This window comes from Chryseosolibacter indicum, from assembly GCF_018598585.1.
GTDB lineage: Bacteria > Bacteroidota > Bacteroidia > Cytophagales > Cyclobacteriaceae > Chryseosolibacter > Chryseosolibacter indicus.
Genome location: NZ_JAHESD010000013.1, coordinates 25,611 through 46,133, shown reverse-complemented (window position 1 = coordinate 46,133; position 20,523 = coordinate 25,611). Strand labels below are relative to the sequence as shown.

14 protein-coding genes, 1 pseudogene and 1 riboswitch are annotated in these 20,523 nt (G+C 39.4%); of the genes and pseudogenes, 9 read left to right on the top strand and 6 right to left on the bottom strand.

What is annotated here, in order from left to right; genetic code table 11:
- Positions 1 to 114: 114 nt before the first annotated feature.
- A complete protein-coding gene (locus KK060_RS08245) occupies positions 115 to 3,393 on the bottom strand; it encodes an FG-GAP-like repeat-containing protein (protein ID WP_254153235.1) in 3,279 nt (1,092 codons plus the stop codon).
- A gap of 293 nt (positions 3,394 to 3,686) precedes the next feature.
- Here KK060_RS08245 and KK060_RS08240 point away from each other — a divergent pair, with 293 nt between their 5' ends.
- A complete protein-coding gene (locus KK060_RS08240; RefSeq protein ID WP_254153234.1) occupies positions 3,687 to 4,460 on the top strand; it encodes a porin family protein in 774 nt (257 codons plus the stop codon).
- A gap of 295 nt (positions 4,461 to 4,755) precedes the next feature.
- Here the strand turns inward: KK060_RS08240 and KK060_RS08235 are convergent, their stop codons facing one another.
- Complete coding sequence (locus KK060_RS08235) at positions 4,756 to 6,069, bottom strand: PorP/SprF family type IX secretion system membrane protein (RefSeq protein WP_254153233.1); 1,314 nt, start codon at positions 6,067 to 6,069, stop codon at positions 4,756 to 4,758.
- A 223-nt stretch (positions 6,070 to 6,292) separates the two neighbouring features.
- Positions 6,293 to 7,201, bottom strand: a complete 909-nt coding sequence (locus tag KK060_RS08230) for a Ppx/GppA phosphatase family protein (protein WP_254153274.1) — start codon at positions 7,199 to 7,201, stop codon at positions 6,293 to 6,295.
- 57 nt (positions 7,202 to 7,258) lie between these two features.
- Positions 7,259 to 7,369: riboswitch (SAM riboswitch) on the top strand.
- A 58-nt stretch (positions 7,370 to 7,427) separates the two neighbouring features.
- On the opposite strand from KK060_RS08230, the pseudogene metH reads away from it, so the two are divergent.
- The 3 genes and pseudogenes from metH to KK060_RS08215 all read left to right on the top strand — a co-directional run bounded on the left by metH (position 7,428) and on the right by KK060_RS08215 (position 14,912).
- Positions 7,428 to 11,097: pseudogene (gene metH / locus KK060_RS08225) on the top strand (methionine synthase).
- A 79-nt stretch (positions 11,098 to 11,176) separates the two neighbouring features.
- Positions 11,177 to 12,133: a methylenetetrahydrofolate reductase [NAD(P)H] gene (gene metF / locus KK060_RS08220; RefSeq protein WP_254153232.1), complete on the top strand. Its 957-nt coding sequence runs from the start codon at positions 11,177 to 11,179 to the stop codon at positions 12,131 to 12,133.
- Between the two features lie 370 nt (positions 12,134 to 12,503).
- Positions 12,504 to 14,912: an ABC transporter permease gene (locus tag KK060_RS08215; RefSeq protein ID WP_254153231.1), complete on the top strand. Its 2,409-nt coding sequence runs from the start codon at positions 12,504 to 12,506 to the stop codon at positions 14,910 to 14,912.
- A 180-nt stretch (positions 14,913 to 15,092) separates the two neighbouring features.
- Here the strand turns inward: KK060_RS08215 and KK060_RS08210 are convergent, their stop codons facing one another.
- Both KK060_RS08210 and KK060_RS08205 read right to left on the bottom strand, forming a co-directional pair.
- A complete protein-coding gene (locus tag KK060_RS08210; protein ID WP_254153230.1) occupies positions 15,093 to 15,641 on the bottom strand; it encodes a type 1 glutamine amidotransferase domain-containing protein in 549 nt (182 codons plus the stop codon).
- Between the two features lie 74 nt (positions 15,642 to 15,715).
- Positions 15,716 to 15,955, bottom strand: a complete 240-nt coding sequence (locus KK060_RS08205) for a hypothetical protein (RefSeq protein WP_254153229.1) — start codon at positions 15,953 to 15,955, stop codon at positions 15,716 to 15,718.
- 18 nt (positions 15,956 to 15,973) lie between these two features.
- On the opposite strand from KK060_RS08205, the gene KK060_RS08200 reads away from it, so the two are divergent.
- Positions 15,974 to 16,519, top strand: coding sequence for a GNAT family N-acetyltransferase (locus KK060_RS08200; RefSeq protein ID WP_254153228.1), 546 nt, complete (start codon positions 15,974 to 15,976; stop codon positions 16,517 to 16,519).
- Here KK060_RS08200 and KK060_RS08195 read toward each other — a convergent pair.
- Positions 16,482 to 16,973, bottom strand: coding sequence for a hypothetical protein (locus tag KK060_RS08195; protein WP_254153227.1), 492 nt, complete (start codon positions 16,971 to 16,973; stop codon positions 16,482 to 16,484). The two genes, KK060_RS08200 and KK060_RS08195, sit on opposite strands and share 38 nt — an antisense overlap.
- 110 nt (positions 16,974 to 17,083) lie before the next feature.
- Here KK060_RS08195 and KK060_RS08190 point away from each other — a divergent pair, with 110 nt between their 5' ends.
- From KK060_RS08190 to trpD, 4 genes are all read left to right on the top strand, one after another.
- Entirely contained in the window at positions 17,084 to 17,266 is a 183-nt protein-coding gene (locus tag KK060_RS08190) for a 30S ribosomal protein THX (protein WP_254153226.1), read from the top strand.
- Between the two features lie 187 nt (positions 17,267 to 17,453).
- On the top strand, positions 17,454 to 18,860 hold the full coding sequence (locus tag KK060_RS08185) for an anthranilate synthase component I family protein (protein WP_254153225.1): 1,407 nt from the start codon (positions 17,454 to 17,456) through the stop codon (positions 18,858 to 18,860).
- Between the two features lie 38 nt (positions 18,861 to 18,898).
- A complete protein-coding gene (locus KK060_RS08180) occupies positions 18,899 to 19,465 on the top strand; it encodes an anthranilate synthase component II (RefSeq protein ID WP_254153224.1) in 567 nt (188 codons plus the stop codon).
- A 51-nt stretch (positions 19,466 to 19,516) separates the two neighbouring features.
- Positions 19,517 to 20,503: an anthranilate phosphoribosyltransferase gene (gene trpD / locus KK060_RS08175; protein WP_254153223.1), complete on the top strand. Its 987-nt coding sequence runs from the start codon at positions 19,517 to 19,519 to the stop codon at positions 20,501 to 20,503.
- The last annotated feature ends 20 nt before the right edge of the window (positions 20,504 to 20,523 follow it).

Below are 20,523 nucleotides of genomic sequence, written 5' to 3'. Positions count from 1 at the left end.
GCTCAGCTTCGTCAAGCGTTGTTAAACTTTTAAAACTGTTTTTTGTCGTCAAAAGCAACAACTTGCCTTTTGCGAGGGTTTTTAGTAAGGAAGTTGGACTTGATGTAATAGAATTTAGCGAAGGAGTGTTAAACTCCCAGCCTTGGGTGTGCTTTCTTCACCATCGCAACGAATAATATAGTAGTATACTCCATCGGGTAGGTTAGAACCCTTAAAAGTACCATTCCAATCATTATTATAAGGTTTTGCTTCAAAAACTTTCACGCCCTTTTCATCATAGATAGTAACACCGCATGCAGGGAAGTTTTCGATGTTTTCTATATTCCAGATATCATCTATTGCATCTGAATTTGGAGAGAAGAAATTTTTTGGAGATAGAAAACTTACCATTGATTTTGGATCAACTTTAATAGTGATGGTTGTAGTGCGTTCGCAACCATTTTCATCTATGCCCTTTACAGAATATTCTGTAGTTGTTGCTGGAATAGCAATAGGAGATGTTGATTTTGGATCAGAAAGAGTTTCTATTGGGCTCCATTCCGGTGATACAAGTCCTTCAACAGAAAGTTGTACCGGATCTCCGGGGTCTACAGAAGGAGGGTCAGCAGTTATTGTAACCTGTGTATCATCAAAGAACGTTAATGTTTTCTCTGCCGTTAGCGAGCATCCTGAACTTGTTTTTACATTAACTTTATATACTTCTGCATTGGTTGCTTTAATGGACGATGTAGTTTCTCCTGTGTTCCAGTTATAGGCATTGATAGTTGCGCCTGTTACACTAAGATCAATCTCGCCTCCCTTGCAAATTTGATTTTTTCCCGATGCTGTTACTATTTGAACTGCAGGTGCCGCAAGTATATTTATGGTCTTTATTGCAGGCGCAGACGCACAGGCGTTGTCGGCGTAAGAGACAATTAATTTCACTGAGTAACCAGGGGAAGGATTTGAATACTTATACATAGGACTTTTTTCAGTAGCGGTTTGGCCATCTCCAAATGTCCATGTATACTTCAATGGTTCTGGTTCTGTAGTGTTATTCTGAAACAGGATTTCTTCATTAGCACATGCAACTGTTGGTATTGTAAATGAAGCAGTGAGGGCGGGTTTTTCACTAACTTCCAGTAAATCGCTTTCAGTAGGACAAGCTCCTTGTATTGAGGCATAAAACTTCCCGGCACTATTAGCCTCAAAATCTTGATTATTATTTCCAACGGAAGTTGTTGAGTTGTCGTTGTTTTTTCTAAACCATTGATATGTATACCCTATGGAGGAAGGAGAAGGGGATAATACTAATCTTGTACTTTGCCCCGAGCAAATGGTACTTCCATTTGTTGTCCCAATTGTGAAAGTCGGCTTCTCGATTACGTCAACTTTAACTTTTTCAGATTTAAGGACGCACCCTCCCGGTCCTAAGTAGGAAATGCTATAATAGCCTGCGTGACCAAGCGTTAAGTCTCCTGATGATGGAATTGTTGCAGTAGCATTATTAGAGCTAAAGCTATTTGGTCCTTCCCACTTATAGCCATGGAAATCCACCCCTGATGCTGAAGCAGTAAGGGTAACGGTAGAATTGCCAGTACATGCTGGGGTGGGATTAGGTACTATTGGGACAGTACTAATACCTGCTGCGCTTGTAATTGTCACTGATACTGTATTAGATTCAATAGGAGAGGTACATCGTGGACTTAAAGTTGTAGCTACTACTTTAAAATTGGAGGTTGCAAGCGGGCCAACAATATTGTTAAGTTCATTTGTTGTTTTTCCTGTAATATCTACATCATCTTTTTTCCATTGATAGCTCGATCCTCCTTTTATTGAAGTTAATTTTACAGGATCGGTACTGCAGATATTAATAGGTCCTTCAGGTGTTATCTTTGGTTGAAAACATCTGAGATTTCTTAGAATAAAAATACTGGAAGGTTCAAAGCTGCCAAGCCCGCTAACAAAAATATCCACGCTAGCTCCTACGATATCGGGTTTACCATCTTTATCCATGTCTCCCACACGAACATACCTGCTTACATCATTTTTCTCAATTGATGTCTTTTGAAAAGTCAATCCCCCTTTATTCTCTAAAATTGTAAGCTTTGATTTAATTGGCGTAGTAGTTGATGATGGTTTAGTGTGAGGGATTACTATATCAAGGATGCCATCGCCATTTAAATCACCAAAATCAAGTCCCCAGGAATTTTCTAATTCAACAGGGATTTGAATAGGACTGCCAAAGGAAATGTTTCCAGGCGTGCTGTTATTTTTCAAAATAGAAAGCTGTGTAGTAGCTAGTTTAGAAGCTGCAATATCAGCCTTCCCATCACTATCAAGATCTCCAACTTTTAACCCGGTAATTGCACCTGTCACATTCAAAACAATTGGCGTGTCGAACTGAATGTTAGTAACTGAACTATTGTTTCTGACAATAAAAATATTTGAATTTTGGGTTGGAGATACAATGATATCCGGCAAATTGTCATTGTCAATATCTTCAACCTGAAGGGCATCTGTGCCAGCAGAGGGTACAATAGGAATAGGAATAGAAATAGCGTCGCTGAATTTAATTCCGGAATTGTCACTCTCATTTTTTAAAAATAGCACTTGTTTAATACCGTTTACTATATTCCAGTCGGATAGCAAAATATCTGGTTTGCCGTCCAGATTAATATCAGCTATCTGAATTTGCCTGATTAAAGAACCTGTTAATATTTTGTAGGGTTCAGCGGGAGTGGTAAAGTCTCCTGTTCCATCGCCTTTAAGAAAAAATAATCTCGAAGCTCCTCCGTCTTCTGAGGCAACCAGATCATAATTTCCATCACCGTCAAAATCGCTGCAGTTTATGTGAGCAGTTTTTGCAAAAAGATTAGGAAACTTTCTGGTAAAGCCAAAGCTGCCTGGATTGGCGCTATTATTGATCATTACAGTAATGTAATTTACACCATTATTTGCTGTGGCGACATCAGGTTTGCCGTCCTTCTTAAAATCGCACATGCAGAAGTTGTACAAATTTGGACTGCCCGTATCTTTAGATGGAGTGTCATGCTGTGCAGCAAAATCATTGGCACTAATTGCTTCGCTTGTTCCGCTAAAGCTGATATAGAATTGCGTCGAAGAATATCCTATCAACTTTGTGTTACTATTACGCAAAGATATGTAATCATGAGTAGCACCTTCGGGTACTTCTACTTCAACAAGGTTATTTGCTGTAGTTAAAACTGTTCCCTCTACGGCACCAAAGAAGACTTGGAGCTTGCTTGGATCAGTACCAAACCCACTACCTCTTAATGTTATAGTTTCTCCCATTGCACCATGATCCTTATCTACGCTTAGTATGCGTGGAGCCTGAGAATATGCCGTATAGCTAAAGGCAACAAAAAATAAAACAGTAAGGAACCTGAGCATGCTAATCTATTTCATTTATAAAGAAATTGTAACCGTCTGATTTCATCAACCTCGAAATTTACTATAAAAGACGATAATAAATATGTGTAGTGTTAGTGAATGAATGTACTGTCATGTGCAGTATTAAAACAAAAGGGAGCAATTTGTATTGAAAAACAGCCCATTTATGTCTCTATTAGGGTAACTGGTCAGTTCGCTCAAAAGGATGTATCAATATTTATATACCTTTACAACCAATTATGGCTTACGTGAAAACACGCTATTTTTTAATTTTTGCTCTTTTTTGTATTACTATGTCCGCTCGCGCTCAGCTACTTCTTGGTCCTGTAGCTGGGGGGCAGTATTCGTGGACGTCTTTTAGTGATAAATATTATAAGGATCTTTATAATGTTGAGGGTGTCTGGGGTTTTCATGCAGGTGGGCAGGTTTCTTTTCGTGTTCACAAACAGTTCTTCCTACATACCTCATTACTTTATTCAAAAAAGGGAAAAGTATTAAAAGGTGACGCAGACTTCTCTCGTTTAGGAGCACAATACAGGCTAACGAAACTAACAGCTACATATAATTACCTGGAGCTTCCAATTATTTATACAGTAGAATTTAGAAAACAGACGAAAGGAGGGAAGGTGTATAAATGGTACCTGGGTGCTGGTCCGAATGTTAGCTATTGGTTGAATGGTAAAGGTACTATTCTTAACCAGGAGACTGCAGAGCCAAGCGACGGAGGAACATTGAATTATAAAGTTGTCTTTGGTAAAAATCCTGATTATGTTGGTCCGGGAGAGATGGTAGTAGAGGATCCAAATCGTTTTCAATTGGGATTAAACATTATGGCAGGGCTTGTTTTCGAGCCAATGCCCAAACAGCAATTTATGTTGTCAATACGATACGAAATTGGCCATAGTAACTTGAGTCCGGAAAGCGAAGGTACTTTCTTAAGTACCATGTATAAAGATAACATGCAAATAAGAAATCAAGGCGCGAGAGTTTCTCTTGCTTATCTGATCGACACCAATATCAAAGATCGTAAAAAAGGAAAGAGTACAATAAAGAAGAGAATGAGATAAGTGTAATTTATTTCAATAAATAATTTCGAACGAGACAGTTACAATGTCTCGTTTTTTTTATTCTTATACCCATAATCTCTTAAAAAGAAGGGCGCTCATCAACATAATAGATATGTTTCCTAATGTAATTCCTAGTAGAATAGGTTATCTGTCTTAGCCGAGTTTATGAGTAATTGTGTGCTGCCATAGTGAGACTAACAGTAAACCTTGTTATATAGAATATAAATAGAATAATTGAATAGTGGGGGTAAGTTCCCCTGCTATTCAGATTATTTCCTGCTTGAATCTCTCTACGTTACTTCTCTCTAACTTCAAGTAGTCTCGCATTCCTAAGCTTTGTATACGTTCTCAGGTTTTTAATCTCTTCGTGGGCTTCGCTTACTTTCGTAGTTTCTAAAACGTGCACATAGTATTTTCTGTCTGCTGCGTTATAAAATACCTCAGCATTGAATTTCTCTTTGATAAGCTTTGTCTTATACTCATCTGCTTTTGCGAACTCGCCATATGTACCCACAACCACGTAAAACTTCTTTTTAACCGGTTCGTTTGATTCGTTAATCTTATCCGGATTCTCGCCAGACTCCTGGAACCTGGCAGTGTGCTTCACTGTCGGATCTTTTGTTATAACAGATCGAAGTACAGGGGCAGGACGTTTAAATCGTTTTGCATTGCCAAAGCGGATACCAAGAAGAACTTCATGAGATCCCTGTGAAAAACCATCTTCAGGTTGGCTATTAGGCTCATAAGAATAACTTAGCACAACACGGTTGGTGTTTATTCCAATGTTTCCTGTGTAACCATAGGGAAGCTTATATGAACCACCTAACCAGAAGTACTGCGAAAGATTCAGTTTGCCAAGAAATTCAAATTGACTGATGTTGTATTTTGAATACTTATAATTCATGTACAATTCAAGGGGGGCGGTAGCTGACTGAGTTTTGACTTTTCGCCTCATACCCTTTTTCGTTCTCGTTACAATTTTGCTCTCAACCTTTCGCTTGTAATAAATTGTGAAAAAAACGTTGTCTGTTGGCGATACAGTGGTATTACTAAACGATGCCTCGTTGTTGAATTTAACAGGAAACAGTTGAGGCAAAGAGAGGCCTATGTTTAATCCCGACCCAGCACGCAATAAAAAGCCAGCATTAGCTGCAGGCTGCGTGTTGTTATTCTGAAAGTTAAGTAAAGCAGGATCATCAGGATTTGAAGCCCGCGTGACGTCTATAGTGTTGGAAATAGCGCCACCGGACAAGCCAAGGAACAACCAGTTCTTTTGCCCCAATGGGATTCCATACGCGTAAGTAGCCAGAAAGTCCGTAGTGGTAAGTAGGCCGCGCTTGTAGTTTACAATTTTTCCTCCGAACCCCGCTCGCGATTCATTCATCAGGGAAGTGAATGTCGCCCCGCTCATCACAGGAGCACCTTCAATGTTCGTCCATTGCTGGCGATGCACAATGAATAATTGTGAATAATCAGTAAGTGCCTCTGCTGGATTATATAAATAGGGATTAACGTAAAAACTATTAAAAACAGGGAAATTTTGAGCGTACAGTATAATACTGCGCCCAGAAAGCATTAGAATACATAAGAAGGTTAAAAAATAACGCATTCACATTCTATTTCATATCGCAACAGCGTTAGCGGCTGTCACTCATAATATTCTGGTGAATTGACTAAAAAGTATAGGTCTTAAAACGTCAAATATAGCTGTTTTATACTATAAGATTAATAACAGCCGTTTAACGAACTGTCGCTTAGGTAAACGGATGAGGTGTGGAATGAGTATGAATAATGGGGGATTTGCAAAACTTAACTATAAATATATGGCCGCTTTATTGATTTGCATTGAAATCTAGCCTCTTCTGTTGTGTATTTCTGTCATAGAGATGTAACATGATGCCATCTTTTAATCCAACTTCTGGTACCAAAATACTACTAGAATGGGCCCATTGCATTACTTTAATATAAATGTCACTGGCGGGAATAATAACATCTGCCCGATCAGGATTCATTTGGAGCTTGTAGATACGTTCATCTATTGAGTAGGACTGTATCATATCTCGGATTTCTTTTACTTTTTTCAGTGAAAGAATCTTACCTGGTTTTAACCGGGCGAGCTCAAAGATTTTACTGATGTTGCCTCCTGTGCCTACTGCTGTAACTTTTCCGTAATCTTTTTTCATGTTTTCCCTCACCCATTGTTCCATATCTTCCCATACAACAGGCGAGTCGTGATGTTCAAGAACACGTACAGAACCGATTTTAAAAGACCTCGTTTTAATTTTCTTCCCCCCGACAAAAAGGTTTAATTCCGTGCTGCCTCCTCCTACATCAATATGAAGATAGGTTTGGTCGGATAGGAGATAAGAGTTGATGGCTTTATTGATCAGCTCGGCTTCACGTATGCCGTCAATAATATTAATTTCGATGCCCAATTGCTCTTTAACCTCGTCTGCAAGTTGTTGCCCGTTCTCAGATTCACGCATTGCGGAGGTAGCGCAAAACATATAGTCGTTCACCTCATACAGTTCTACAAGTAGTTTAAAAGCCTTCATCAACTTTTTAAATTTTTCTATGCTTTTCTCGCTAATCCGGCCTGTATTGAACACGTCATGGCCTAAACGAAGCGGAAACCGAACATATTCAAGTTTTTTAAAGAGCAGGGTGGGGCTATTGTCTAACACAGTAGACACTTGAAAGCGAATGGCATTTGAACCAATATCGATGGCAGCAAGTTTCATTGCCCAAAAATAAACTATGATTTTTGTTTTTAACACTTATTGTTTTTCTTTGCACAATGCTTATCCAGAAAGACTGAGGGAATGGGCCCTATGACGTCTTAGCATCCTATCCCGCCTACCGGGATGTTGTGCTAACTCCCTTCATCAAAATGATGAAAAAGATAAGTAACCCATCACTTTATGAGGGCTCTCTGGAATAACGCATGTTAAACAACTAGGAGGGTCTATGAAAATCGAAGACATCTTAAAAGAAAGAATTCTTGTGCTGGATGGTGCGATGGGCACAATGATTCAACGGCATAAACTGGAGGAAGCGGATTTTAGAGGAGAGCGTCTGAAAGATCATCCGCATCCACTCAAGGGTAATAACGATTTGCTGAGTATTACACGGCCAGATATAATCAAGGATATCCACCGCCAGTATTTCGAAGCCGGCGCTGACATGGTGGAGACAAATACTTTTGGAAGTACAAGAATTGCTCAGGCCGATTATCACCTCGAATTTCTTGTTTACGAAATTAATTACCAGTCAGCAAAGATTGCCAAAGAAGTGGCTGAAGAATTTACAGCCAGAGAACCGCATAAACCGCGTTTTGTTGCTGGTTCTATGGGGCCTACGACAAAACTTGCGTCAATGTCTCCTGATGTAAATAACCCTGGGTTTCGTGCCGTTACTTATGATGAACTTGTTGAAGCTTTTAAAGAACAGGCAAAAGGGTTAATTGACGGAGGTGCAGATGCGCTTCTGCTTGAGACAATTACGGATACGCTTAATGTTAAAGCTGCGCTGTTCGCAATACAAGAGTTGTTTGAGGAAAAAGGAAAGCAGTTACCTGTAATGGTATCAGGAACGATCACGGATGCCAGTGGGCGTATTTTGTCTGGACAAACTGCTGAAGCCTTTTTAATTTCAGTTTCTCATGTTCCATTATTAAGCATAGGATTCAATTGCGCCTTAGGAGCTTCTGCGTTAAGACCATATCTTAAAGTGCTTCATGAAAGAGCTCCTTTTTTCGTTAGCGCATATCCAAACGCAGGCTTGCCCAATGAATTTGGTCACTATGACCAAAGCCCAGAGCAAATGGCAAAAGAAGTTGAGGAGTATTTGAAAGAAGGATTAGTAAATATTGTTGGCGGTTGTTGTGGCTCAACACCAGATCATATTCGTAAAATTGCAGAAGCTGCAAAAAAATATAAACCCCGAGAAGTAGCAGTAGAACATGCCTAAATATCTACAGTTAAGCGGTCTAGAAGCCGTAACGATTACCCCAAATTCTAACTTCATAAATATAGGTGAGCGAACCAACGTTACTGGTTCTGCTAAATTCCTCAAACTCATAAAAGAAGACAAGTTTGAGGAAGCACTGGAAGTTGCTTTAGACCAGGTAAGAGGAGGAGCACAGGTGATTGATGTAAACATGGACGAAGGTATGCTTGACTCAAAAGCTGCCATGGTCAAGTTTTTAAACCTCATGGCTGCCGAACCTGAGATTGCTGTTGTTCCCGTAATGATAGATTCGTCTAAATGGGAAGTAATAGAAGCAGGTCTTAAGTGTTTACAGGGAAAAGGTATTGTAAACTCCATAAGTCTAAAATCCGGTGAAGAGGATTTTATAAGACAGGCAAAGCTTGTTAAAAAATACGGTGCTGCAGTTGTCGTGATGGCGTTTGATGAACAAGGTCAGGCTGACACTTACGATAGAAGAATTTCCATTTGTAAACGTGCTTACGATATACTGGTTGAAAGGGTGAAATTCCCACCACAGGATATCATTTTTGATCCAAATATTTTTCCTGTTGCTACTGGTATCGAAGAGCATCGTAATTATGCATTGGATTTCTTTCGTGCAACAAAATGGATTCGCGAAAATCTTCCTCATGCCCACGTTAGCGGTGGTGTAAGTAATGTCTCTTTCAGCTTCAGAGGAAATCAAAAAGTTAGAGAAGCCATGCATGCCGCATTCCTCTACTATGCTATTCAATATGGTATGGACATGGGAATTGTTAATCCTACCATGCTCGAAGTATACGATGAAATTGAAAAAGAATTACTCGATAAGGTAGAAGATGTTTTGTTAAACCGAAGAGATGATGCTACTGAGAGACTACTTGAATACGCTGAAAAAGTAAAAGGATCAGGAAAGAAAAAAGAGGTAGAAGATGAATGGAGAAAGGGGACGGTAGAGGGAAGGATAACACATGCACTTGTAAAAGGAATTATAGATTATATCGATCTGGATACAGAAGAAGCACGTGTAAAATATGGAAAGCCACTAAATGTTATTGAAGGACCTTTAATGGCGGGGATGAATGTTGTAGGAGACTTGTTTGGCGCAGGTAAAATGTTTTTGCCTCAGGTTGTTAAAAGTGCAAGGGTGATGAAGAAGTCAGTAGCGTACCTCGAGCCCTTCCTGCAGGAAGAAAAAAGGAAAAATAATAGTGCGGATAAAGCGGCGGCAAAAATACTTTTAGCTACGGTAAAGGGCGATGTGCATGATATTGGAAAGAACATAGTAGGTGTGGTTCTCGCATGTAACAACTATGACATTGTGGATCTCGGTGTGATGGTTCCTACAGAGAAAATCATTGAAGCTGCTAAGCGAGAAAAAGTTGATGCTGTTGGGTTGAGTGGGCTAATTACACCGTCGTTAGATGAGATGGTAGCAGTAGCCAAAGAAATGCAACGTGAAAAACTTGAATTGCCATTGCTAATTGGCGGTGCTACAACATCAAGGATCCATACTGCGGTAAAAATAGATCCGGTTTACGAAGGTCCTGTGGTGCATGTGCTAGATGCATCAAGATCTGTTCCAGTGGCAAGTGAGCTCATTAATATTCAAACCCGTGAAAGTTTTAAGCAACGAGTTAAGGAAGAGTACAAAGCACTGAGAACAGACCATGCGAGCAGACAGCAGTCAAAGAATTATATCACGCTAGAAGAAGCAAGGAATAACAGAACGAAAATCGATTGGAATACCACTAGCTATACGAAGCCGTCCTTCGTAGGAAGAAAGGAGTTCATCGATTATCCTTTAGAGGAAATAAGAAAGTATATCGACTGGACACCATTCTTTCAGACATGGATGTTAGCAGGGAGGTATCCCGGTATCTTGAATGATAGTGTGGTAGGTGTTGAGGCTAAGAAGCTTTTCAACGATGCCAATAACATGCTGGATGATATCGTGAAGAATAAAAGTCTACAGGCAAATGGTATAATTGCTTTTTATCCTGCTGAGAACAAGGCAGATGATGTTCTCTTGTATAAAAGTGAGAATGATAGCAAGTCTTTTGCATCCTTTCACTTCTTACGGCAGCAGAATAAGAAAGCGCAGAACTTACCAAACTTTTGCCTTGCCGATTTTATTTCACCCGAAAAGGGAAAAGATTATTTTGGAATGTTTGCGGTTACTGCAGGCCTAGGGTTGGAGAAATTGTTAGAGAAGCACAAAGCCAATCATGATGATTATTCTGATATAATGGCTAAAGCATTAGCGGACAGACTTGCGGAAGCCTTTGCAGAATGCCTTCATGAGAAGGTAAGAAAAGAACTTTGGGGGTATGCAAAAGATGAAAACCTTACCAACGAACAACTAATAGGCGAGGAGTATAAGGGAATCCGGCCTGCGCCAGGGTACCCCGCCTGTCCTGATCATACAGAAAAGAAGTTACTATTCCAATTGCTTGAAGCGGAAAACGTGGGTATTACTTTAACCGAATCTTATGCCATGTATCCAGGGGCTTCAGTAAGTGGTTTCTATTTTTCACATCCCAACGCTAAATACTTCGGTTTAGGTAAAATTGAAAAAGACCAGGTAGTAGATTATGCAAAAAGAAAGGGAATGGATGTGGCTGAAATTGAAAAATGGTTAGCACCCAATCTTTCGTATGATATTTAATTAGCAACGTGCGTAACGTAAGTCGCATATTTACGAGTTCCTTTAATACCTTAGTAAAAACAAGATCTTAATACATCAAATGAAAGTAGTCGATCACATTAAGAACGCAAACGGAAAGACGCTATTCACCATAGAAATTTTACCTCCTTTAAAAGGAGAAAATATAAAAAACCTTTTCACCAACATCGATCCTTTAATGGAGTTCAAACCTCCTTTTATTGATGTAACCTATCATCGCGAGGAATATGTGTACAAGAAAAAAGATAATGGCCTGCTTGAAAAACATTCAACGAGAAAGAGACCTGGAACAGTAGGTATTTGCGCTGCTATTCAAAATCGCTATCGTGTTGATACTGTACCTCATATCATTTGCGGCGGTTTTACAAGAGAAGAAACGGAAAACGCTTTAATCGATCTTCATTTTCTTGGTATTGATAACGTTCTTGCCCTGCAAGGTGATGGGATAAAAAACGAAGGACGTTTTGTCGCTGAGCCTGATGGTCATCGGTATGCATCAGATCTACTGCAGCAAATCGTTAACATGAACAATGGAAAATATCTTGACGATGAGCTTCAGATTTCAGCTCCTACTAACTTCTGTATTGGTGTCGCAGGCTACCCGGAAAAGCACTTTGCTGCTCCCAATCTCAAAGCGGATCTTAAGTACCTTAAACTAAAAGTCGATCTTGGCGCTGAATACGTAGTGACTCAAATGTTCTTCGACAACAAAAAGTATTTTGACTTTGTGGCACGGTGTAAGGAAGCAGGTATTAACGTTCCTATTATCCCAGGCATTAAACCCATTACAACAAAGGCGCAGGTAAGCATCCTGTCCTCTACTTTTCATATTGATATCCCTGAAGATTTGGCTGACGAAGTCGAGAGTTGTAAAGATAATATCGCAGTAAAAGAAGTAGGTATTAAGTGGGCAATCGAACAGTCCAAAGAATTAATAAAGGCAGGTGTTCCCACACTCCATTTTTATTCCATGGGGAAGTCAGATCCTATTTATAGAATCGCAAAGGAATTGTTTTAAACGTGGTAGCAGAAATAAGAGCAAATAATCTCCTTTAGGATAGGGAATTTTGTAATAAACAGTTTTGTAAAAAAAAGTTTCTAATAGTCCATTAAGCTATGATTCGCTAGCGAGTCTTTCTAATTTAGATAGAGACTGTGCCGATCGTTATTGAGAAGCTGATCGGGAATTAGAATGAGTTAGCAAAACTTAAACAATCCATACTATTGCTAGGACGGCTGTTCGTTGGCGAACGCTTCTGTCCAGGTTAGAACAAGAGCAGTTTCAATAGATCATTAATTATCGTTTTTTAGCACCTTTTTTAGTGGCATCCTCATTGTAAGAAGCATTGGGGTCTAGCTTCATACTCTTATAAGTTTAACGAAACAATATGCTTCTTAATTATATCAAAATAGCGGTGCGATCACTCCTTAAGTTCAAGGGATATGCAACTATTAACCTCTTAGGTCTATCATTAGGACTCGCCGCAGGGATTCTTATAATTGTCTACGTATCAGATGAGTTGTCATACGATAAATTTCATGCAAAAGCTGAGCGTATTTATCGTGTAGGAACTTCCTTTAATACGTCAGAGTCTGTTACAGAAGGAGGTATGGATGCTAATGGTTGGGGAGTAGGGAGTGCGCTTAAAACTTTTCCTGAAGTTGAATCAGTATTATATTCTAAAGGAGCCTCATGGCTCTTAGTTAATTATGAAGGTAAACGTGTTGAGCAGAAGATTCATTTTGTATCAGAAGAGTTTTTTAACATATTTTCTTTCTCACTATTAAAGGGCAATCCGTCTAAAGCACTTACACAGCCTTATTCTGTAGTAATAACAGAAGATATGGAGAAGAAATACTTTAAGGGTGGTGATGGTCTTAACAAATCGCTGTTATTCGGCGATTCACTTGAGTTTGTGGTTACGGGAGTAATGAAGAACATACCATCAAACTCACACATCCAGGCTGATATGTTGCTTTCCTTTTCTACCTATCCAATTCTTGATAAGGATTTTGATTTCAATGGTGGGTGGGGAAATATCAACGTTCGCAATTATATCCTGTTAAAGGAAAATACAAGTCTTGAGACTTTTAGAGCTAAAGCGAGAAATATATATACTTACAATGCAGGAGATATATTGAAGTCATGGGGTGTAAGTGCTTATGTAATGTTCACTCCGCTAAAAGATCTTTATCTTACCGCAAAGAGCAATGGGATGGGACCCTTAGGAAGTATTGAAAGAGTTTATTTGGTGTCCGGTATTGCAGTGTTTGTAATCCTGTTAGCATGTATCAACTTTATAAACCTCACTACTGCACGATCTATATATCGCGCTAAGGAAGTTGGTTTGAGAAAAGTTGTCGGATCAACCAGGAAAGGGCTAATTAACCAGTTTGTTAGTGAATCTTTTGTGTTAACGTTAATAGCTTTGGTGATTGGTGTTGCTTTAACAGGTCTGTTGTTACCTATCTTTAATCAGTTGATGGCTAAGAACTATACATTTAATGCTATCGGTTCCCTTTCTGTAATGAGTGGTGTTGTTGCCCTTGTTGTTATTGTTACGTTGCTATCAGGCTACTATCCTGCTTTGGTTATGTCGGCAATGAAACCAGCGCAGGTGCTTAAAGGTAAAATGCAAAACAGCACCAAGGGGATTCAATTAAGACGAGCGTTAGTGGTATTTCAATTTGTTATTTCCGTAGGTCTGGTAATGGGGACATTAATCGTCATTAACCAACTCAACTACATGCAAAAACAAGAACTTGGATTTTCGAAAGATGAGATCATTATTGTTAATGCTGCCAAGGTTCGTGCTCCTGGTGCTGAAACGTTTAAAACATTTAAAGATGAATTAAAGCAGATTTCATTTGTCGAGGATGTAACATTTACAAATTCGCTTCCTGGGCACCCGGGATGGCAAGGACAGGTGTCTTACCCTGAGGGTAGAGGTACAGATGCGGCCATAAGCGTTGAATACATGGCTGTTGATGAAGATTACCAGAAAACGCTGGGATTACAAGTTGTCAGTGGTCGTACTTTTTCCGTCGATAGTGAAGCAGAAATGAAAGAGGGACTGGTACTTAACGAGACAGCCGTGTCAATGTATGGTTGGGCTTCCCCTCAAGATGCAATAGGCAAAAGAATAACATCTCCGTCACGGCACCCAGAAGGAATTGTCATTGGTGTAGTTAAAGATTATCATCAGTTTGGTCTGCAGCAGAACATAGGCCCAATGGTGATGGACTATAATCCTAAAAGCAGTTACATGTATGCCATCCGATATCGAGCTTCCGATACTCAGGACTTGCTCGCCGCGCTGCAGAAGCAATGGAAAATACACTTCCCAGGATATGATTTTAACTATTTCTTTCTTAATGAAGATTTTGAAAGGCAATATCAGGCAGAACAACGTCTTGCTTATGTATTCGGCCTTTTTGCTAGTCTCACTATTACCATTGCCATTATTGGACTTTTAGGTCTCGTATCTTTTATGGTTATATCAAGAACAAAAGAAATTGGAGTAAGAAAAGTATTGGGCGCAGATGTGTTGTCTATTGCCTCACTTTTGTCAAAAGAGTTTATAGCTCTTGTTGTTGCCGCTAATGTTATTGCGATACCTGTTACCTGGTACTTAGCAGATCAATGGCTGCAAACCTTCGCTAACAGGGTTAGCATTAATCCGCTTATTTTTATCATCACGCTAATGATTGCTATTACAATTACAATTGTGGCTATTAGTTATCAGACAGTTCGTGCTGCGTTGATTGACCCAATTAAATCATTAAGATACGAATAAGTAGTCACCAAGACTTAATAAAATATAAATCCTGACGAAGAGAAGTGTTAATTTAATCGTCAATGAAGTGTTGCGGTTTTAAATATTTTCATTCTCTGTTAGAAAAGCAAAGAGCTGCACCACTGCAGCTCTTTGTTCATGGTAATGTTGCATCGCGTAGCGAATAAACAATACCCTTAGTTAAGCATGAACTCCTTCCGCAAGTTCTTCAAGCACTTTTTTATTAAATGCAGGAAGATCTTTTGGTGAACGACTTGACACAAGTCCATTGTCTACCACTACTTCTTTGTCCTCCCAATGTACACCGGCATTTATAAGATCAGTTTTAATAGAAGGGTAGGAGGTAAGCCTACGACCACTTATCATTCCTGTTTCTATTAATGTTTGAGGTCCATGGCAGATAGCAGCCAAGGGTTTTCCGGATTCAAGGAAATGTCTTACAAACTTAATCGCTGTCTGATTTTGCCTTAGCGTGTCAGGATTTAAAACGCCACCTGGTAATAGTAAACCATCGTATTCTTCAGGGTTAGCTTCGTCTAGTTGTCTATCAACAGGAAGAGTTATTCCCCAATCGGTCTTATCCCATGCCTTCACTTCTTTTTGCTGAGGTGATACGATATGAACGGTAACACCTGCTTTTTCCATCGCCTCTTTAGGACTTGTAAGTTCTGATTGCTCGAAACCATTCTCGGTTAAAACAGCAACTTTTAGATTACTTAATTGTGGCATAACTAATCATTTAAGTTAAAATCTCTAAACAGAGCACGTTGGGGTTAAAAATTATGCCTAAAACTGCTTTGGGGTTAAGCAAGTCCTGTATGATATAAATTAAATTCTATAGGACTTGCTGCTTCAAAGCCATCGACTTTTAAATCGTCTAATATATCGGCATCAAATTCCAAGTCGCGGATTTCCGTTTTGCCATTCTTATGTATTGTTATTTCCGTTCCTTTAAATTGAAGCGGATTGACTTTTACCAGAATTGTAAATTCATCAAACTCTTTTTTAAAGTATTGATGAACTATATTGCTGCCTTTTGCCATTCTTGGGTTATTTAAATTATGGATCGAATAAATCTTCCTGAAAAAATAGAGACCGAAAGATTACTTCTTCAGCGGCTAAGATACGAAGATGCAGAAGAGATTTTTTATGGCTATGCTAGCAAACCTGAGGCTACCACATTTATGTCGTGGCCTACGCACAAATCAATTGAGGATACCCGTACTTTTTTGAAATACGCGATACAAAGCTGGCAGTTTGGTCTCGACTACTCATATTCTATCCGATTGAGGCAAGCGAACCAGTTTATTGGGAGCTTTGGAGTTATCAACGAACTTGGTAAAGCTCAATTCGGATATATTTTTAGCCCTAGGCATTGGGGGAATGGGTATGCAACGGAAGCTTGTCGTACCCTTATGAACGTGCTTAAGGACCACAAGGAATTCTATCGTATAGGAACTTTCGTTGATGTGGACAATACAGCCTCCATGCGAGTACTCTTAAAAAGCGGTCTTAAGGAAGAAGCAAGACTTAAAGATTGGTTTCGGTTTATCAATCAGGGAAATCGCCCTAAAGACTGTGCTCTTTTTTACTTGCCTCTTGAGTAATCAAGGCATCATGAATATTATCGATATTTATCTTTGTTACGTATTGATCCTCCAGAATTCTTAGCCATTGATTTAAGTACTTGACTACATCGACTTTAACATTATTCTTTAAATTTCTCTCATTTAAGGGCAGGGTATGTAAGACTTTGGGGTCTGATAGTCGTTCAAGATGTTTAAGATCATCGATATCGAAACCAAAGTCAAGCATGCTGCTGATGATATTATCGATTTTAAACCCTGTTCTCGGGCAGTAGTCGTTTAATTGTTCGTTCCAATCGCCATACTTTTCCATTGCCTGGCTATGAATTTCATCTTTCTTTAAATGTGTTACTTCTTGAACAAGAAAGCCACAATTACAGGAACCCATATGTCCCCATTGGTAATCTTCGCTGCTCGCCAGGCGTCTGGCTGTATTACGAATAGCGTTTATTATTTCTATGCTCGGGTTTGCCATACCTTTTTTATTTTTGAACACGAAATCTGTAATTGAAGTTACCAATTATTTAAAAGGATTTGGTAAATTTTGAATGCTTTGTTATTATTGCCCCATAAAGTTCAATTTTCATGGGAAAAGGAGACAAAAAATCAACCAAAGGTAAACGCTGGAGAGGCTCTTACGGGGTAACCAGAAACAAAAAAGCACTTAAAGCCAAGATGAAGCGTGCGGCAAGCAAAAAGCCCGCAACAGCTACTACTGAAGTAGCCGCAAAACCAAGAAGAACAGCTAAAAAGAAAGCAGAAGCTTAAATTAGATAATGAATCAGTATACAAACATAGCGTGGTGGTGGCATAAGTCGTTAAACGATCGGTGCATAGCTATGCTTTAGTTTGAATGATATAATATTCTACGAGGCCTGCTCCGATCGAATCGGGGCGGGCCTTTGTGTTTTTAAGGTTTCTGATTTTCTTCTTAGTGTGAAAACAACAGTATGATATGAATTTTAAACTTACTACCACCTCAAAAAAGCTTCTGGCAGATACAATTACACCAGTAAACATATACCTCAAATTAAGAGACATATATGCAAACAGTATCCTACTGGAAAGCTCTGACTATCATGGCCATGAAAATAGCTTGTCGTTTATCTGTTGCGACCCCATTGCTTCGTTTCAGGTAAGTGGTACTGATATCGATATCCGTTATCCGGATGGCAGTGTGGTTAAGCAAAAGATTGCTGATCGTGGCGAAGCAGTTCAGCAACTTCAAAATTTTAAATCATCATTTGAGGACATCAATAAAGAACCTGCCCGATACATTAACGCCGGCATCTTCGGCTACATGGCTTATGACGCAGTAAGATTTTTTGAAGATGTTGAAGTCACTAAAACAACGGAAACAATACCCGACATACTGTATAAATTATACCGGTACATTATTGTAGTCGATCACTTTTCTAATGAACTCACACTCTCCGAAAATTCGATAGAGGGAGTTCTAAGACCTAACGGAGGGCTGGATAAGATCGAACAGATCATCTTCAGTAATCGCTTTGCTACCTATAAGTTTTCCCTTGTCGGAAGTGAAAATTCTAACTTTAGTGATCAGGAATTTTTACAGGTAATAGAAAAGGGAAAAGAACATTGTTATAGGGGCGATGTGTTTCAAATAGTCTTATCCAGAAGATTTTCATGCGGGTTTAAAGGAGATGAGTTTAATGTATATAGAGCACTACGCTCAATTAATCCTTCGCCATACCTGTTCTATTTCGACTACGGCAATTTCAAGTTGTTTGGTTCATCGCCTGAAGCGCAGCTGCAGGTAAAGGGTGACAAGGCACACATCTATCCAATTGCAGGCACGTTTAGAAGATCTGGTAATGATCAGGAAGATGCAGAGATTGCAAATAGATTAGCTGCTGACGAAAAGGAAAACGCGGAGCACGTAATGTTGGTCGACCTGGCAAGAAATGATATGAGCCGTAATGCGGAACATGTCACTGTCGAAGTATTTAAAGAGATCCAGTTTTACTCACATGTAATTCATCTTGTATCTAAGGTGTCTGGTAAAGTTAAGCAAGACTCATCCGTAATACGAATGGCTGCCGATACGTTTCCAGCAGGCACCTTGTCTGGTGCACCAAAGCACATGGCCATGACGTTAATCAATAAGTATGAAAATGTAAACCGCAGCTTTTACGGAGGCGCTATTGGCTTTCTTGGCTTCGATGGCACTTTCAATCACGCCATCATGATTCGCACATTTCTTAGTCGTGAAAATAAATTGGTCTATCAGGCAGGTGCAGGGGTGGTTGCGAAATCTAAATCAGAGAACGAATTGCAAGAGGTTAATAATAAGCTGGCAGCATTGAGAAAGGCTGTTTTGCTGGCAGAGAAAATTTAATTGCTATAACTAATAAGAAGTAAGTAACAAACATTACCATGAAGATTTTAGTGTTGGATAATTACGATTCATTTACATACAACCTGGTACATATCATTCGCGCGCTTGGTTATTCTATGGATATTTTTAGAAACGATAAGATAGCTATAGAGGACGTTAAAAGATATGATAAGATACTGCTTTCACCCGGGCCTGGTATTCCTGACGAAGCAGGAATCATGAAACAGGTTATCAGGGAGTATGGGCCAGCGAAAAGTATCTTAGGTGTCTGCCTCGGACATCAGGGAATAGGAGAAGCGTACGGTGCGAAACTATTTAATATACCAAAAGTGCTTCACGGTGTCACTTCAACTACAGAAGTTAAGGACGAAAATGATTATCTGTTTAAAGGAGTTTCTAAAACATTCCAGGCAACACATTATCACTCCTGGGCTATTGTTCCTGAAACTATTAATAATGAATTAAAAATTACAGCAGTAAACAATGAAGGATTGGTAATGGCATTAACACACAGTAAGTACGACATAAAAGGAGTACAGTTCCATCCTGAATCGGTTATGACGCCGGAAGGACCTAAGATGATTGAAAACTGGCTTAAGAACTAACAGTAAAATTTTGTGAACCAGTTCAAAAATTAAAAGAAAGTAATTGCACGTATGAAAGCGATATTAAACGAATTAATAGATCACCGCTCATTAACAAAAGAAACAGCGCGAAACGTTCTTATAGATATTGCATCAGGTAAATATAATCTGAGCCTTACTACAGCTTTTATGACAGTATACATGATGCGTAGCATTACCGTTGACGAGCTTCAGGGATTCCGTGATGCAATGCTTGAACTTTGTATCAGAGCGGAGTTTGATCAACCTGTTATGGATGTATGCGGAACAGGGGGTGACGGAAAAAATACATTTAATATTTCAACGTTGTCTTCATTTGTAGTTGCTGCAGCCGGGCAGACCGTAGCGAAACACGGCAACTATGGTGTCTCGTCCCCATGTGGTTCTTCTAATGTACTTGAACATTTTGGCTATAAGTTTACCAATGATATTGACGAGCTGAAGCGTAGCCTCGATCGTGCTAACATCTGTTTCATGCATGCTCCGTTGTTTCATCCGGCCATGAAAAACGTAGCACCGGTAAGAAAGGACTTGGGAGTAAAAACCTTCTTTAATATGTTGGGGCCTATGGTAAATCCAGCTTTTCCCAAACGCCAGTTGGTGGGTGTCTTCAATCTTGAGCTTGCACGGATGTATGGATATCTGTACCAGAACACATCAAAGGATTTTCTTATCGTGCATTCATTGGATGGGTACGATGAAGTGTCGTTAACATGTCCTGCCAAGTTTTTTTACAATGAAGGTGAAAGAATAGTAGAGCCGCAAGATTTTGGATTTTCAAAGTTATCGCACGAAGACATTAAAGGTGGCGACACTATAGAGGATTCATCAAAAACATTTATTAATGTCCTGGAGAATAAAGGCACAGAGGCGCAAAAGCAAGCCGTAATTGCTAATGCGGCAATGGCCTTATATACCGCTAACAGAAAGCAGGGACTTTCAGAAGCGGTTGAAAAGGCAAGAGAAGCATTAGAGTCGGGTAATGCCATGAAGTCATTTAAATCACTTCTGTTAGCATAGTAAATCACCAGAAATATCAT